Genomic DNA, 15,896 nt, shown 5'->3' on the forward strand with positions numbered 1-15,896 from the left:
GGTGGGGTCGCGTCCACGGAGCGCGACAAGGATCACAGTGCGCGGCCCGCATACGGCCGCGGGAGCGGGCAGACGTCCCTGCACACACCGCGTTTAGCTGCACTATGCACGTAAGCGCGTACGCGACGTAACGCCCCCAAGTACTCCTATCGTCGCTTTTCGGTCCGTCCGCCGCCGTACGGGCCGCGCCCCCGTCCCCCACGAAAGGTAGGCGAGCCCCGTTTTGGCGACCGCCACTGCCGTCACCCCGTCCACCCGTACGGCCACCTCCCCCGCCTTGGCCCCCACCGTCACCGACCCCGCGCTGGTGAAGCGCGCCGTGAAGGCGGCCGCGCTCGGCAACGCCATGGAGTGGTTCGACTTCGGCGTCTACAGCTACATCGCGGTGACCCTGGGCAAGGTCTTCTTCCCGTCCGGCAGCCCGACCGCCCAGCTGCTGTCCACGTTCGGCGCCTTCGCCGCGGCCTTCCTGGTCCGCCCGCTCGGCGGCATGGTCTTCGGCCCGCTCGGCGACCGCGTGGGCCGCCAGAAGGTCCTCGCCGTCACCATGATCATGATGGCGGCGGGCACCTTCGCGATCGGCCTGATCCCCTCCTACGCCACGATCGGCGTCGGCGCCCCGCTGCTCCTCCTCGCCGCCCGCCTGGTGCAGGGCTTCTCCACCGGCGGCGAGTACGCGGGCGCGTCCACGTTCATCGCCGAGTACGCGCCGGACAAGAAGCGCGGCTTCTTCGGCAGCTGGCTGGAGTTCGGCACGCTGGCGGGCTACATCGGCGGTGCGGGCCTGGTGACCCTGATGACGGCGCTGCTCTCCGCCGACGACCTGACGTCCTGGGGCTGGCGCATCCCGTTCCTGATCGCGGGCCCGATGGGCATCATCGGCCTCTACCTGCGGATGCGCCTGGAGGAGACCCCGGCGTTCGCCGCGGAGGCCGAGAAGTCCGAAGAGTCCCGCCCGAAGGTCCCCCTGCGCGAGATGATCACGGGCCAGTGGCGGGCTCTGCTCCTCTGCATGGCTCTGGTCCTGGTCTTCAACGTCACGGACTACATGCTGCTGTCGTACATGCCCAGCTATCTCACCAGCGAGCTGAAGTACGACGAGACGCACGGCCTGCTGGTCGTCCTCGGCGTGATGGCGCTGATGATGATCGTCCAGCCGTTCGCCGGAGCCCTGACCGACCGTGTCGGCCGCCGCCCGGTGATCGCGGCGGGCTGCGCGGGCTTCCTCTGCCTCTCCGTCCCCGCCCTCCTCCTGATCCGCCAGGGCAGCCTGCTCGCGGTCGCCCTCGGCATGGGCGCCCTGGGCCTCCTCCTGGTCTGCTTCACGGCAGCGATGCCGGCCGCCCTCCCGGCCCTCTTCCCGACCCGGGTCCGCTACGGCTCCCTGTCGATCGGCTTCAACATCTCGGTCTCCCTGTTCGGCGGCACGACCCCGCTGGCGGTGACGGCCCTGATCGGAGCGACGGGGAACCTGATGATGCCCGCGTACTACATGATGGCCGCAGCGGTGATCGGCGGCTTCGCGGCCTGGCTCATGGCAGAGACAGCGGGGCAGCCCCTTCCGGGCTCGGCCCCTTCTGTGGAGGCGCCCCGGTAGGAGCGCCCCTAAAGGGGCGCGGGGCTGTGTCCATATGCGGCTCCGCCGCGCGGGCGCGCTCGGCCCCCACCGGCCCGCAGTCGACGGACCGAGCGCAGCCATCCCCCTCAGGGGCGCGGGGAACTGCGCAAAACCCCCACCCACCTGCACTGTTCGAACGATCCGCCCCGTCGGCCCGTACCGTCGGTAGACAGACGGTGGCTGTCCGGAACGGGCCCAGGAACCATGCCCTCCGCTATACCGTCTGTAGTCGGTGATCCACACACGGGCGGAGGGCATCGGTTCATGATCGGCCAGCGGAGACCTCGCCGACGCACACGCTTACTCGCGGTCCTCCTCATCCTCGCCGGCATCCAGCTCGGCTGGCTCGCCGCCCCCGCCTTCGCCTGCGCCTGCGGCGCCCTCGTCCCCGGCGCCACCCAGCAGGTCACCGTCGGCCGCGAGGAATCCGTACTGCGCTGGGACGGCACCCGCGAGCAGATCGTGATGCGTCTGACGGTGGACGGCGACGCCGACGCCGCCGCCTGGATCATGCCCGTCCCGCACCGCGCCACCGTCGCCCTCGCCGACCCGGCCCTCTTCGACCAGCTGCACACCCTCACCGCCCCGGCACACCGCACCCGCTACCACTTCTGGCCCGAGGACGGCGACTGGCCCCTCACCACCGGCGGCGACACCTCCACCGGCCCGCCCGGCGCCGGCGCCACCGCCCCCGGCGTCGCCGTGGTCGACCGCCAGCGGCTCGGCCCGTTCGACGTGGCCCAGCTGACCGCCACCGACTCCGGCGCCCTGAGCGGCTGGCTGCGCAGCAACGGCTTCCCCTTCCCGCCCCGCCTGAACACCGCGCTCCAGTCCTACGTCGCGGACCACTGGGAGTACGTCGCGGTCAGACTCGCCCCCGAGACCGCGGACACCGCACTGCACGGCGCCCTCGACCCGCTCCACCTCGCCTTCGCCAGCGAAAGCCCGGTCTACCCGATGCGGCTGTCCAGACTCGCGGCCACCCCGCAGTCGCTCGGCCTGTACGTCCTCGCCGCGCACCGCATGGAGCCGCGCTCGGCGATCGGCGGCGATCCCCCGCGGGTCGTCTACGCCGGCCGTCTCGGCCACCCGACCGGCGAGCTGGCCGAGCTGGCCGCCGGCACCCCGTACCTGACGGCGATCGGCCAGGAGTTCCCGTACCCGTCCCGGATCTCCGCCGACCACGTGCTGCGGCGGGCGTCCTCGGACACCCCGTTCCAGCAGGTCGTCTACGAGGACCGGCTGCGCGAGGTGGCCGGGATGCCGGCGTGGCTGGTGACGGTCGGCGGCGCGCTGCTGCTGCTCGTCGCGGTCACGTCCCTGGCCGCCGTACGACGCTCCCGCCGCCCGTCCCCGCCGCCCCCGCCGGTGCAGCCGCCGCCCCCGCCGACGCCCCCTGCGCCGATCGGCTGAGTTCCGTCCGGCACCGGGGCGGTGGATCACCGGCGCGCCCGCCGCCTCAGTAGTGCTATCCAGGTAGCTGTCACCGGACAGCCATCTGAATAGGCGAAAGGCAGCGGACGCATGAGCGGCTCTCAGCTCTGGGACGACGTCGACTTCTACTTCACCAGCCACCTGTCACCGGACGACGAGGCGCTCCAGGCGGCCCTGCGGGAGAGCGAGGCGAACGAGCTCCCGCACGCCAACGTCACCGCCAACCAGGGCAAACTGCTCCAGCTCCTCGCACAGATCCAGGACGCCCGGAACATCCTGGAGATCGGCACCCTCGGCGGCTACAGCACCATCTGGCTGGCCCGCGCCCTGCCCGCCGACGGCAGGCTGATCTCGCTGGAGTACAGCGCCCGGCACGCCGAGGTCGCGGTCCGCAACATCGCCCGCGCGGGCCTGGAGAAGGTCGTCGAGGTGCGGGTCGGGCCCGCCCTGGAGTCGCTGCCCAATCTCGCCGACGAGAACCCGGCCCCCTTCGACCTGGTCTTCATCGACGCCGACAAGGCCAACAACCCGAACTACGTGGAGTGGGCGCTCCGCCTCACCCGCACCGGCAGCCTGATCGTCGTCGACAACGTGGTGCGCGGCGGCCGGGTCGTCGACGCCGAGAGTGCCGAGCCGGACGTGGTCGGCACCCGCGCCGCGATCGAGCTGATCGCCGCCCACCCGAGGCTGAGCGGCACGGCGATCCAGACGGTCGGCAGCAAGGGCTACGACGGCTTCGCGCTGGCGAGGGTCCTCGACTGACCCCCCGGCTCACCGGAAAGGCGTCGCTCAACCCTCGTGGTAGAAGCCCACGTTGACGCTGCGCGGGGCGGTGCGGTCCCGGACGACGATCTCGCCGGAGCCGCCCCGGGGCAGCGCGACCGTACCGCCGTACGCGATGGCCTGGGCGTACTCCCCGACCTTCAGCAGCACCTCGGAGGACGGTTCGGGCTGGGAGCCGCGCAGCCAGGTGACCTGCCAGCCGCCCTCGGGTCCGCACAGGAACTCCAGGTGCACCCGGGAGACGAACAGCCAGTCGTCGGGCGTGGTGAGCCGGCAGACGGAGGCGTCGCGGCCCACCCGCAGCACGGCGCCCGGGTCGCTGGGCGCGTCGGCCATGAGCATTCCGGCCGTCTCGCCCGCTTCTCCGGACACGGAGGCCATGGTGAGTTCGAGCACGTGCGTTCCCCCTGCGCGGTTCCTGAATCCTTGTTGGATCTCCGGCGCATGATAAAACGCCCGGCCGGGCCGCGTCCGGCACAATGGAGTCATGACCGAGCGAAAGCCACCCGGGGTACCGTTCGAGTCCTGGGTCGACAAGCAGATCGGGGACGCGCAGCGGCGCGGCGAGTTCGATCAACTACCGGGCCTGGGCGAGCCGTTGCCCGCCGGCCTGGACTCGTCGTACGACGAAATGTGGTGGATCAGAAGGAAGATGGCCCGGGAGGGCCTGGCGATGCTGCCGCCGACGCTCGCCCTGCGCAAGGAGGCCGAGGACGCGCTGGCGGCCGCCTACGCGGCACCTTCGGAGCGGATCGTCCGCAAGATCATCACGGAGGTCAACGTCAAGATCCGCGACATGATGTTCAAGCCGCCGCCCGGGCCCCCGCTGGGCAAGAAGCCGTACGACGTCGAGGAGGTCGTACGCGAGTGGCGGGAGCGCCGGGCGGCGGCCGGCACGGAACCGGACTCGGAACCGGACGTACGCGGGTGACGCACATGTGCAGCAGCCGGCCCGCCGGTTCGCGGTAGCCGCGCAGGGCCGGCCGGAGCGCGCCGATATCCGGTTGCGCGAGCCGCCCCGGTCCGCCGGAGACTACGGCCCATGACCTCCTGGACGACCGCCCCCGAAGACCCCGGCTCCCCGGCCGCCCGCGCCCTGTGGCGGGCGTACTACACGGAGGTCAGCGACCGCTGGTACCTGCTCCACGAGGGCCGCCGCACCGACCCGGCCGAGCTGGAGCGGGAGATCGCCGCCCGGCCGGGCTCCGAACTGGCCCCGCCCACCGGGCGGTTGCTGATCGCGCGGTACGACGGTGAGCCGGCCGGCAGCGCGGGTGTACGGCTCCTGGACCCGGCCACCGCCGAACTCACCCGGGTCTTCGTGCACGAGGGGCTGCGCGGCCGGGGCGGCGCATCCCTCCTCGTCACAGCGGCCGAGGACGCGGCCCGGGCCCTCGGGGCCGTGCGGATCCTCCTGGACACCCGCACCGACCTGGTGGAGGCCCGCGCCCTGTACGCGCGGCTCGGCTACACGGAGACCGGGCCGCACAACGACGACGTCTACGCCGGGCACTGGTTCCGCAAGGAACTCCTCACCTGACCTGCCGTGCCGCCGGGTGCTGCGGCTGCTCGCGTTCGGTGCCGCACATTTCGTCGGTCAGCTCGCGCACCAGGCGGTCCAGGTCGGTCGGCCGGTCCGGGGTCCACCAGTCGCCGAGGAGTTCGGCCAGGGACTCCTCGCGGGCCCTGGCGAGTCGTTCGGCGGCCTCGCGGCCCTGGCCGGTGAGGGTCAGGTCGAGGCCCAGGCGGTCGGCGAGATGCCGCTCCTCCAGCTGACGGGCCCCCTCCAGGACGACGTTCATCGGGACCGGGCCGCGCTCGGCGAGCCTGCCCGGCTCCACCGAGCCGTACCTGCGGATCCGCAGCAGCAGCCAGCCGGACGCCGGCAGCAGGTCGTGGTACCCGGCCCGTTCGTTGATCTTCCGGTAGATCTCCCGGCGCCCCGCCCGGGTGCCGAGCAGGGACAGCGCCCGGGAGCACTCGTCGTAGGACGACCGCTGGACCGGGTTGGGCGGGATGGTCTCGGAGGCGTCCGGCGCGGTGACCGAGCCGCGCAGCCGGTCCTCCTTGAGGAACCAGGCGAGGACGAAGCCGAGGAGGGCGACCGGAGCGGCGTAGAGGAACACGTCGGTGATCGAGGACGCGTACGCGTGCAGGGCCGCCGGGCGCAGCGCGGGCGGCAGTGCGGCGATGCCTCGCGGGTCGGCCTTGAGGGTGTCCGGGGTGGCGCCGGGCGGGAGCCGGACGCCCCGGAAGGCGTCGGCCAGCTTGTCGGCGAGCCGGCTCGCGAAGACCGAACCGAAGATGGCGACCCCGAAGGAGGCCCCGATCGAGCGGAAGAAGGTCGCGCCGGAGGTGGCGACGCCGAGATCCTCGTACGACACGGAGTTCTGCACGATCAGCACCAGCACCTGCATGACCAGCCCGAGGCCCAGGCCGAAGACGAAGAAGTAGCCGCTCATCTCGGCTGTCGAGCTGTGCTCGTCGAGCCGGTGCAGGAGCAGCAGCCCGAGGGTGGTCACGCCGGTGCCGGCGACCGGGAACACCTTCCAGCGCCCGGTACGGCTGACGATCTGCCCGGAGATCGTCGACGACAGCAGCAGACCGATCACCATCGGCAGCATGTGCACGCCCGACAGGGTCGGCGAGATGCCCTGCACGACCTGGAGGAAGGTCGGCAGATAGGTCATCGCGCCGAACATCGCGAACCCGACGATGAAGCTGATCAGGGCGGCGAGGGTGAAGGTGCGGACACCGAAGAGCTTCAGCGGGAGCACGGGTTCGGCGGCCCGCCGCTCGACGGCCACGAACGCGACGGCGAGGACGACCCCGAGCACCGCGAGCCCGACGATCTGCGGCGAACCCCAGCGCCAGGTCGTCCCGCCCAGCGAGGCCACCAGCACCAGGCAGGTGGCGACGGCGGCGATCAGGAAGGTGCCGAGGTAGTCGATGACATGGTGGGCGCTCCGGCGCGGGATGTGCAGCGCGGCCGCGATCACGGCGAGCGCGACGATGCCGACGGGCAGGTTGACGTAGAACACCCAGCGCCAGCTCAGCTGCTCGGTGAGCAACCCGCCGAGCAGCGGCCCGAGCACACTGGTCGTACCGAACACGGCGCCGAAGAGCCCCTGGTAGCGCCCGCGGTCACGCGGCGGCACGATGTCCCCCACGATCGCCATCGACAGCACCATGAGCCCGCCGCCGCCCAGCCCCTGCAAGGCGCGGAAGCCGATCAGCTCGCCCATGTTCTGGGCCATCCCGCACAGCGCCGACCCGACGAGGAAGATCACGATCGCGAGCTGGAAGAGCCGCTTGCGCCCGTACTGGTCGCCGAGCTTGCCCCACAGCGGGGTGGCGGCGGTGGAGGCCAGCAGGTAGGCGGTGACCACCCACGACAGGTGTTCGAGCCCCCCGAGGTCGCTGACGATGGTCGGCAGGGCCGTCGACACGATCGTCTGGTCCAGCGCGGCCAGCAGCAGCCCGAGCAGCAGCGCGCCGATCGGGACCAGCACATTGCCGGGTACGCGCTCCGCGTCTTTCGCCGGGGTGTGCGTCGTTTCCAGGGCCATGGAGACCTCCCGGGGCTTTCGGCCATCTTCCATCGTGGACGGTGTCGCCCGGTATGGCCCGTCGAGTCCGCTTCGGGACCTGTGAGACGGGAGATTCCGGCGAACGTACGTGTGGGTGCTCTGCATAATCTGTGGAGTTCGTGAGGGGAGGGACGAATGCCGTGACGGATACGACCGGGGGCCACCAGTGCCCGGAGTGCGGGACACCGAAGGGGCCGGACGGCTCGCCCTTCTGCGACTGCAACCAGCGCACCTCCGACGCCCTGCGCGACGCACGCACGGCCGAACAGGCGGCCGCGGAGGACTTCGACCCGCTGCGGATACGGCCGTACGTCGCCATCGCGGGCGACCCGGGCGACGCTGCCGACGGTGCGGAGACCTCGCCGCTGCCGGTGACCGCGCCGGTCAAGGCCACGGCCGAGGTGACCGTGCCGCTGCGGGCGGTGCCCGCCGACGCGGCTCCGGAGGCTCCGGAAGGGCCTCGCCGGCGCCCCCGGTGGGCCCTGCTCCTGGCGGTCGCCGGGGCGGTGATCGGGATCCTCGCCGTGGCGGGGTTCGCGAGCGGGCTGTTCGCCCACGCGACGCCGACGCGGGACAGGGCGGCACCGGCGGACGTACGGGAGAGCGTCCCGGACGTGACCCCGAGCACGGCGTCGCCTTCGGCGGCGGCGCCGGTGACGTCGCCGCGATCCGCGCGCTCTTCTTCCCCGTCCGGGTCCGCGAGCCCGAGCGCGTCGCACTCGCCGTCCCCCGCGCCGTCCAGTGCCGCCCCGTCCCCGTCCCCCTCCCGCTCGGCCACGCCGACCGAGTCGGCGTCGACGACGGGCACGGCGGCCTCCGCCCGGCCCACCTCGGCGCCGGTCCTCCGCCCCGGCGACACCGGGGCGGAGGTGACGGAACTCCAGCAGCGGCTGACCCAGCTGAACCTCTACACGGGGACGGCCGACGGCCACTACGACACCAAGACCGAGGACGCGGTGCGGACGTACCAGCTGGCGCGGGGGATCCTCACCGACGAGGCGGGGGTGTACGGAACGGCTACCCGGGCGGCACTGGAGTCGGAGACGACGGAGCCGTAGGGGGCGGGCCGACAGGGGGGGTGCGGTGGTGGTGTGGCTGCGGGTGAGTGGGGGCTGGGCGCGCCCACGCGGCGATAGCCGCAAATCGATACAGCCTCGCGCCCCTTACGGGGCGCTGCCCAGCCGTTTCCTGCATAGCTGCGGGCAGGCGTGCCGCAGGGCGGCACGGGTGGGCGCTGGGGGTCCCCCCGGCCGAAGGCTGGGGGAGGCACCCGGCCAGCGCCGGTAAGCGTCCCCCCTCAGGCCCCGCCGACGTGCACCCGGAGTGACCCGTCCGGCACCGCCTCCACCCGCACCGCCGTCAGATCCCGCACCACCGCATCCGGCCCGTGCACCCCGGCCCGCGCCCCGACGCCCACGACCCGCATGCCCGCCGCCCGCCCCGCCGCGATCCCCGCGCCCGAGTCCTCGAACACCACGCAGTCGGCCGGAGCGACCCCCAGCTCCGCCGCCCCCTTCAGAAAGCCCTCGGGGTCCGGCTTGCTGGCGCCCACCGACTCCGCGGTCACCCGCACCGCCGGCAGCGGCAGCCCGGCCGCGGCCATCCGCGCCGTCGACAGCGCCACGTCCGCCGAGGTCACGAGCGCGTGCGGCAGCCCCGCCAGGGACGCGAGGAAGGCCGCGGCGCCCGGGACCTCCACCACGCCGTCCACGTCTGCCGTCTCCTCCGCCAGCATCCGCGCGTTGTCCGCGAGGTTCTGCTTCACCGGCCGGTCCGGCAGCAGCACCGCCATGGACGCATGCCCCTGGCGCCCGTGGACGACCTTCATGACCTCGTCGCCGTCCAGCCCGTGCCGCTCGGACCAGCGCCGCCAGATGCGTTCCACGACGGCGTCGGAGTTGACGAGGGTGCCGTCCATGTCGAGCAGGAGGGCGCGGGCGGTGAGGACGGTGGCCGTCATCAGGCAGCTCCTATACACGGGCCGAAAGCAGGCCGGGAAGAACAAGGCGGCCCCGCCCGCCGGTCAGGGAAAACGGGCGGGAGCCACTTTGTTTCTCTACGGTACAAAACAGAACGCCGATCCCGCCACCGCCTTCGCCGACCGTTCACCGAGTCTTCAGCTCGGCCGATCGGACCGGAGCGGGCCACAGCGGGCCGCGGGGAGTCCCTGGCCGTCCAGGGCCCGGCCGGCTCAGCCCGCGATCGCCTCCCACAGGCTCCACACGCCCAGCGCCAGCATCAGCACCGCCGCGATCTGCGTGATCAGCCGCAGCGGCACCTTCTTCATCAGCGCCTTGCCGCCGACGATGCCGAGTCCGGCCACCGCCCACAGGCCGAGCACCGCGCCGAGGCCGACGGAGATCGGGTCGTCGTAGCGGGCCGCGAGGTTCGCCGTCATGATCTGCGTGAGGTCCCCGAACTCGGCGACCATGATGAGCATGAAACCGGTGCCGGCGACCTTCCAGAAGGACTGGTCGGCCGGCTTGCGGATCTCCTCTTCCTCCTCACCCTTCTTCAGCAGCAGCACCGCCGCGCCGCCGAGGAAGAGCACCCCGGTCAGCGCGTGCACGATCTGCTGCGGGAGCAGGGTCAGGACACTGCCGGCCGCGACGGCGAGCACGACATGCAGCAGGAAGGCCGCGGCGACACCGGCGAAGACGTACGACGCCCGGTAGCGCGTGCCCAGGACGAGGCCGGCGAGCGCGGTCTTGTCGGGCAGCTCGGCGAGGAAGATGACGCCGAAGACGAGCGCCGTCACGGTGATGCTGATCAAGGGTCCTCAATCGGTCGGGGCCGCCCCACCGAGAGCACCGCACTTCGCAGACGAACACCTCGGCACGGCAGCACACACGATCGCCCGTGCCGTACGGCACGGGCGTGCACTGCTTGCCGAAGGTCTCGCTGGCGGCCCCCTGACCGAGATGGCCGAGATCCGCCTCCGGGCGCCGGCTCAGACGAGCTGAGCAGTATGTCGACGGTCCGGCGAAGAGCTACTCCCCTTCAACGCCGTCAAGAGTACGTGACCGAGCCATCGATCCCAAGGCCGGAGCTCCCACCTGTGAGTCACGTCGCACGCCTTGTCGTGTCATGAACACGTCACTAGTTTCTTACCGAACGCTCACCCATCGGCAACACGGGAGCGCGAGCATTCCCTCGCTCGTGCTCCAACACCCCACCCCCACCAGGGAGTTCGCATGCCGAAGTTCTACGCGCGTCGACGAGCCAGCATACTCGCGGCTCTTACCGGTCTCATAGCCTCCGTCGCACTGTTCAACTCCCCGAGCGCCTCCGCCGCCCTCCCCACCCCGGTCAGCGCCGCCACCGCCCGCACCTACCTCGCCTCCCTCACCGTCGCGACCGAGGTCAGGACCGGCTACGAGCGAGACCTGTTCCCGACCTGGATCACCATCAGCGGCACCTGCAACACCCGCGAGTACATCCTCAAGCGGGACGGTACGAACGTCGTCACCGACTCCGCCTGCGTCTCCACCAGCGGCAGCTGGTACTCCCCGTACGACGGGGCCACCTGGACCGCCGCCTCCGACGTCGACATCGACCACCTGGTCCCGCTGGCCGAGGCCTGGGACTCCGGCGCCCGGAACTGGACCACGGCCCAGCGCCAGGCCTTCGCCAACGACGTCACCCGCCCGCAGCTGCTCGCCGTCACGGACAACGTCAACCAGTCCAAGGGCGACCAGGACCCGGCCACCTGGATGCCGTCGCTCACGTCCTACCGCTGCACCTACGTCCGCGCCTGGGTCCAGGTGAAGTACTACTACAACCTCTCCGTGGACTCCGCCGAGAAGACCGCGCTCACCAGCTACCTCTCCGCCTGCTGAACCAGCCGGCGACCGCAGCCGCGAGGTCCCGCTTCCCTCGCGTTCCGGCCACGCTCCGCTCTCTTTCCGGCGTCGGCACCTCCCCGCCGGCCTCCGTCGTTCCGTACCGTACGGGGCGACGGAGGCGAACCGACCGAGGAGGAGAGCGGAGCGATCGTGGCCGGACTGCGCCTGGGACCGCTGCTGAGGTACACCGACGGCTCGTCGGCGACCGTCTGGGTCGAGGCGAGCCGTCCGTGCACCGCCGAGGTGCGCTGCGCGGACGGCGCCGGCGGCACCGCGCGCACCTTCCAGGTGGCCGGCCACCACTACGCCCTGGTCCCGGTCACCGGTCTGACTCCGGGGACGTCACCGTCGTACGACGTCCTCCTGGACGGCACGCACGTGTGGCCGTTGCCCGACTCCCCTTTCCCGCCCTCGGTGATCCGCAGCCCGGCGGCCGGCGACAGCCTCGACGTCGTCCTCGGCTCCTGCCGCTGGGCCGCTCCGCCGGCCGACGGCCACGACCCGGTCGGCCCGGACGCCCTGGACAGCCTGGCCGCGCGCATCGCCGCCGGCGGTCAACGGCCGGACGTGCTGCTGCTGTTGGGCGACCAGGTGTACGCCGACGAGACCTCGGCGGCCACCCGGCACTGGCTGGCCGCCCGCCGCGACCTCGCGGAGGCACCCGGCGCCGAGGTCGCGGACTACGAGGAGTACACCCGCCTCTACTACGAGTCCTGGCTGGACCCCGAGGTGCGCTGGCTGCTCTCCACCGTGCCCAGTTGCATGATCTTCGACGACCACGACGTCATCGACGACTGGAACACCTCCGCGGCCTGGCTGGCCGACCTGCGCGCCACCCCCTGGTGGCAGGAGCGGCTGCTGAGCGGGCTGATGTCGTACTGGGTCCATCAGCACCTGGGCAACCTCTCGCCGGCCGAACTGGCCGCCGACCCGGTGTACGCGGCCGTGCGCTCCGCTCCCGACGGCACCGAGGAACTGCGCGCCTTCGCCGCCGGGGCCGACGCCGATCCGGCCTCGGTGCGGTGGAGTTACCGGCGTGACTTCGGGCGGGTACGGCTGCTGATGGTGGACACCCGGGCGGCGCGGGTGCTGGACCAGCAGAGCCGCGCCATGCTCGACCCCGGCGAGGCCGAGTGGCTGCGCGAACAGGCCCTGGAAGGCCGGGAGTCGTACGACCATCTCCTGGTCGGCACCTCGCTGCCCTGGCTGCTGCCGCACCTGATACACGACGTCGAGAACTGGGACGCGGCGCTGTGCCGGGGCGAACGCGGCGCCCGCTGGGCGGAGTTCGGGGAACGACTGCGCCGCGCGGCCGACCTGGAGCACTGGGCGGCCTTCCCCGAGTCCTTCGCCGAGCTGACCGCCCTGTTCGCCCGGACCGGCTCCGGGCCCGGAGCGCCCGCCTCCATCTGCGTGCTCTCCGGAGACGTCCATCACGCGTACGTCGCCGAGCCCGCGTGGCCCGCCGGAGCCGCCCCCGACTCCCGTGTGCTGCAACTCACCTGCTCCCCCGTCCACAACTCCGTGCCGCCGACGATCCGGGTCGGCTTCCGGTTCGGCTGGAGCGCCCTCGCCCGGTTCCTCGGACGGCGGTTCGCCCGGCACGGGCGCTGTGCGCGACCGCCGGTGACATGGCGGAAGAGGGGCGGACCGTGGTTCGGCAACCAGCTCATGACGCTGACGCTGCACGGCCGTTCGGCCCGGCTGCGGCTGGAACGGGCCCGGCGGAACGGGACCCTGGAGACCGTGCAGGAGTCCGTCCTCACCACCCCATGAGGGACGACTGAAGGACATCTGAGGGACAACTGGGGTGCGTGGGGCGCACGTTGGCAACTGTTAACCGCGACGGCATGATGAGGCGGACCGTCCGCTTCCTGATCCCGTGCGGACGGTGTTCCTGCCCTGCGCCCCCCACCCGCCCGGGAGTCACGTCCTTGTCCTCCTCCCCACCCGTCTCCGTCGCCCTGGTCGGCGCCGGCCCGCGCGGCACCAGCGTCCTGGAACGCCTCTGCGCCTCCGCCCCCGAACTGCTCCCCCCGGGCCGGCGCCTCACGGTCCATGTGATCGACCCGGCACCACCGGGCCCCGGCCGGGTCTGGCGTACGACGCAGCCGGCGGAGCTGCTGATGAACACCGTGGCGAGCCAGGTCACCCTGTTCACCGACGACAGCGTGGACTGCGCGGGCCCCGTCCTGCCCGGCCCCAGCCTGCACGCGTGGGCGGCCGGTGAGCTGGGCCCCGACGACTACCCGACCCGCGCCCACTACGGCCGCTACCTGGAGTGGGTGTTCGCGCGGACGCTCTCCCGGGCACCGGCGGCGGTCCGCGTCGAGACGCACCGCGCCCGCGCCGTACGGCTCGACGACGCCCCCGACGGCCACCAGACACTCACTCTGGACGACGGCCGCACGCTGCCCGGCCTGGCGGCGGTGGTGCTGGCCCAGGGCCACCTCCCGACGACGGCGTCCGCCGAGCGACGCCGGCTCTCCGCCCACGCCGCCCGGCACGGCCTGCGGCACATCCCGCCCGCCAACCCGGCCGACGTCGACCTCACCCCGCTCGCGCCCGGCGAACCGGTACTGCTGCGCGGCCTGGGCCTCAACTTCTTCGACCACCTGGCCCTGCTGACCACCGGCCGGGGCGGCCGTTTCACCCGCACCCCCGACGGCGCCCTGCGCTACACCCCTTCCGGCCGCGAGCCCCGCCTGTACGCGGGCTCCCGGCGCGGCATCCCGTACCAGGCACGCGGCGACAACGCCAAGGGCCCGTACGGCCGCCACACCCCGCTCCTGCTCACCCCCGAGGTGATCGCGGGCTTCCGCAGACGCGCGGACTCCGGCGCGGCGCCCGACTTCCTCGCGGAGATCTGGCCACTGGTCGCCAAGGAGGTGGAGACGGTCTACTACGCGGCCCTGACCGGCGACCCGGAGTTCACCGAGCGCTTCCTCGCGGCCGACGGCCGGCGCGCGGAGACGGCCGTACTCGACGCCCACGGCGTGCCGGAACCGGACCGCTGGTCCTGGGAACGGCTCCAGCACCCGTACAGGGAGCGGAGGTTCACCGGTCCCGAGCAGTGGCGGGCCTGGCTCCTGGGGTATCTGCGCGAGGACGCGGCACAGGCCGCCCTCGGCAATGTGCGGGGCCCGCTCAAGGCCGCCCTGGACGTGCTGCGCGACCTGCGCAACGAGATACGGCTGATCGTCGACCACGGCGGTCTGGCCGGTGCCTCCCGGCGCGCCCATCTGGACGGCTGGTACACCCCGCTCAACGCCTTCCTGTCCATCGGCCCGCCCCGCCGCCGTATCGAGGAGTTCGCCGCGCTGCTGGCGGCGGGCGTGGTGGAAGTGCTGGGTCCGGGGCTGGAGGTGGACCTCGCGGACGGCGCCTGGGTGGCCCGCTCCCCCGAAATACCCGGCTCGGCGGTCCGGGTGACCACCCTTGTCGAGGCCCGCCTCCCCGAGCCGGACCTGCGCCGCACCGCCGACGCGCTGCTGGCCGGACTGCTCCGCGAGGGCGCGTGCCGCCCGCACGTGGCGGACGGCCACGAGACCGGCGGCGTCGACGTGACACCGCGCCCGTACCGCCTCATCGGCCGTCACGGCCGCCCGCACGCACGGCGGTTCGCCTTCGGGGTGCCCACGGAAGGGGTGCACTGGGTGACCGCGGCGGGGGCCCGGCCGGGCGTGGACTCGGTGACCCTGTCGGACGCCGACGCGATCGCGCGGGCGGTACTCCGTATCGCCGCGGCCGCCGCGGCGGAATCACGGCCGGAGGCGGCCCCGGAACGGCCGACGGCGGCCGAACGGAACACACCGGTCACCGTATGACACCGCACGACACATGCCCGACCCTCCCGCGATAACCCTTTGCCGAACATACGAAGCCCCCGTGACACTCCTGTCACACCCCCCGCGTACGCTGTATGGCTGTCGTCGGGGGGCGCAACAGGACAATCGCGGGGGAACCGTCGTGTGGGAAAGCATGGGCTCGCTGGAGGCCGGGCCATGGATATACGCCATGGTGGCCCTCTCCGTGCTGCTTGATGTGTTCCTGCCGGTCCTGCCGAGCGGGGTGCTCGTCATCACCGCGGCCACCGCAGCGGCGGCGGGCACCGGAGCGTCGGCCGGACAGGTCACGCCGCACGCCCTGGCGGACATCCTGGGGCTGACCCTCTGCGCGGCCGCCGCGTCGGTCCTCGGCGACCTGGTCGCCTACCGGCTGGCCCGGCGCGGCGGGGCCCGCCTGGACCGCGCCATCGCCCGCTCCCGACGGCTCAGCAGCGCGCAGGAACGTCTCGGCGAGGCCCTGTCCCGAGGCGGCGGCGCGCTGGTGGTACTGGCCCGCTTCGCCCCGGCCGGCCGCTCGATAGTCTCCCTCGGCGCCGGCGCGACCCACCGCAGCGTCCGCGACTTCCTCCCCTGGTCCGCCCTGGCAGGCCTGACCTGGGCGATCTACAGCGTCGCCCTCGGCTGGCTGGGCGCCCAGTGGCTGGGCGCGACCTGGATGGCGACGGCGGTATCGGTGGCGGCCCTGTTCGGCGCGGGAGCGGGCGCGGGGTACCTGATGCGAAGACGCCCTGCCTGAACCATGCCGCGCCCCCCGGCAAGCGCCGGTAAGCGTCCCCAC

General features: G+C 72.7%; 14 protein-coding genes. 10 read left to right on the forward strand and 4 right to left on the reverse strand.

Annotation, left to right across the window (positions count from 1 at the left end; translation table 11 throughout):
• Positions 1-277: 277 nt before the first annotated feature.
• From proP to KVT45_RS26450, 3 genes are all read left to right on the forward strand, one after another.
• Entirely contained in the window at positions 278-1,597 is a 1,320-nt protein-coding gene (proP, locus tag KVT45_RS26440) for a glycine betaine/L-proline transporter ProP (protein ID WP_254647407.1), read from the forward strand.
• 285 nt (positions 1,598-1,882) lie between these two features.
• Positions 1,883-3,031, forward strand: a complete 1,149-nt coding sequence (locus KVT45_RS26445) for a DUF2330 domain-containing protein (protein WP_217551578.1) — start codon at positions 1,883-1,885, stop codon at positions 3,029-3,031.
• Positions 3,032-3,142: 111 nt separating this feature from the next.
• Positions 3,143-3,814: an O-methyltransferase gene (locus KVT45_RS26450; protein ID WP_217551580.1), complete on the forward strand. Its 672-nt coding sequence runs from the start codon at positions 3,143-3,145 to the stop codon at positions 3,812-3,814.
• A gap of 27 nt (positions 3,815-3,841) precedes the next feature.
• On the opposite strand, the gene KVT45_RS26455 is transcribed toward KVT45_RS26450, so the two are convergent.
• Entirely contained in the window at positions 3,842-4,231 is a 390-nt protein-coding gene (locus KVT45_RS26455; protein ID WP_217551582.1) for an FHA domain-containing protein, read from the reverse strand.
• 91 nt (positions 4,232-4,322) lie between these two features.
• Here KVT45_RS26455 and KVT45_RS26460 point away from each other — a divergent pair, with 91 nt between their 5' ends.
• On the forward strand, positions 4,323-4,766 hold the full coding sequence (locus KVT45_RS26460; protein ID WP_217551584.1) for a DUF1992 domain-containing protein: 444 nt from the start codon (positions 4,323-4,325) through the stop codon (positions 4,764-4,766).
• Positions 4,767-4,877: 111 nt separating this feature from the next.
• On the forward strand, positions 4,878-5,375 hold the full coding sequence (locus KVT45_RS26465) for a GNAT family N-acetyltransferase (RefSeq protein WP_217551585.1): 498 nt from the start codon (positions 4,878-4,880) through the stop codon (positions 5,373-5,375).
• On the opposite strand, the gene KVT45_RS26470 is transcribed toward KVT45_RS26465, so the two are convergent.
• A complete protein-coding gene (locus KVT45_RS26470) occupies positions 5,368-7,404 on the reverse strand; it encodes an MFS transporter (protein WP_254647381.1) in 2,037 nt (678 codons plus the stop codon). The two genes, KVT45_RS26465 and KVT45_RS26470, sit on opposite strands and share 8 nt — an antisense overlap.
• Before the next feature lie 161 nt (positions 7,405-7,565).
• On the opposite strand from KVT45_RS26470, the gene KVT45_RS58130 reads away from it, so the two are divergent.
• Entirely contained in the window at positions 7,566-8,483 is a 918-nt protein-coding gene (locus KVT45_RS58130) for a peptidoglycan-binding protein (RefSeq protein ID WP_217551587.1), read from the forward strand.
• A gap of 239 nt (positions 8,484-8,722) precedes the next feature.
• Here KVT45_RS58130 and KVT45_RS26480 read toward each other — a convergent pair whose 3' ends face one another.
• Entirely contained in the window at positions 8,723-9,385 is a 663-nt protein-coding gene (locus KVT45_RS26480; RefSeq protein WP_217551588.1) for an HAD-IA family hydrolase, read from the reverse strand.
• Between the two features lie 231 nt (positions 9,386-9,616).
• A complete protein-coding gene (locus KVT45_RS26485; RefSeq protein WP_217551589.1) occupies positions 9,617-10,198 on the reverse strand; it encodes a TMEM165/GDT1 family protein in 582 nt (193 codons plus the stop codon).
• A gap of 421 nt (positions 10,199-10,619) precedes the next feature.
• On the opposite strand from KVT45_RS26485, the gene KVT45_RS26490 reads away from it, so the two are divergent.
• The 4 genes from KVT45_RS26490 (at position 10,620) to KVT45_RS26505 (ending at position 15,854) form a co-directional block, all read left to right on the forward strand.
• Complete coding sequence (locus KVT45_RS26490; RefSeq protein WP_217551590.1) at positions 10,620-11,264, forward strand: HNH endonuclease family protein; 645 nt, start codon at positions 10,620-10,622, stop codon at positions 11,262-11,264.
• Between the two features lie 156 nt (positions 11,265-11,420).
• Positions 11,421-13,046: an alkaline phosphatase D family protein gene (locus KVT45_RS26495; protein ID WP_217551591.1), complete on the forward strand. Its 1,626-nt coding sequence runs from the start codon at positions 11,421-11,423 to the stop codon at positions 13,044-13,046.
• Positions 13,047-13,204: 158 nt separating this feature from the next.
• Entirely contained in the window at positions 13,205-15,097 is a 1,893-nt protein-coding gene (locus KVT45_RS26500) for an FAD/NAD(P)-binding domain-containing protein (protein WP_254647382.1), read from the forward strand.
• 142 nt (positions 15,098-15,239) lie between these two features.
• A complete protein-coding gene (locus KVT45_RS26505) occupies positions 15,240-15,854 on the forward strand; it encodes a DedA family protein (RefSeq protein ID WP_217551592.1) in 615 nt (204 codons plus the stop codon).
• Positions 15,855-15,896 lie beyond the last annotated feature (42 nt).

The sequence above is a fragment of the Streptomyces sp. GbtcB6 genome (genome assembly GCF_019091475.1).
In the GTDB taxonomy this organism is placed as follows: domain Bacteria; phylum Actinomycetota; class Actinomycetes; order Streptomycetales; family Streptomycetaceae; genus Streptomyces; species Streptomyces hyaluromycini.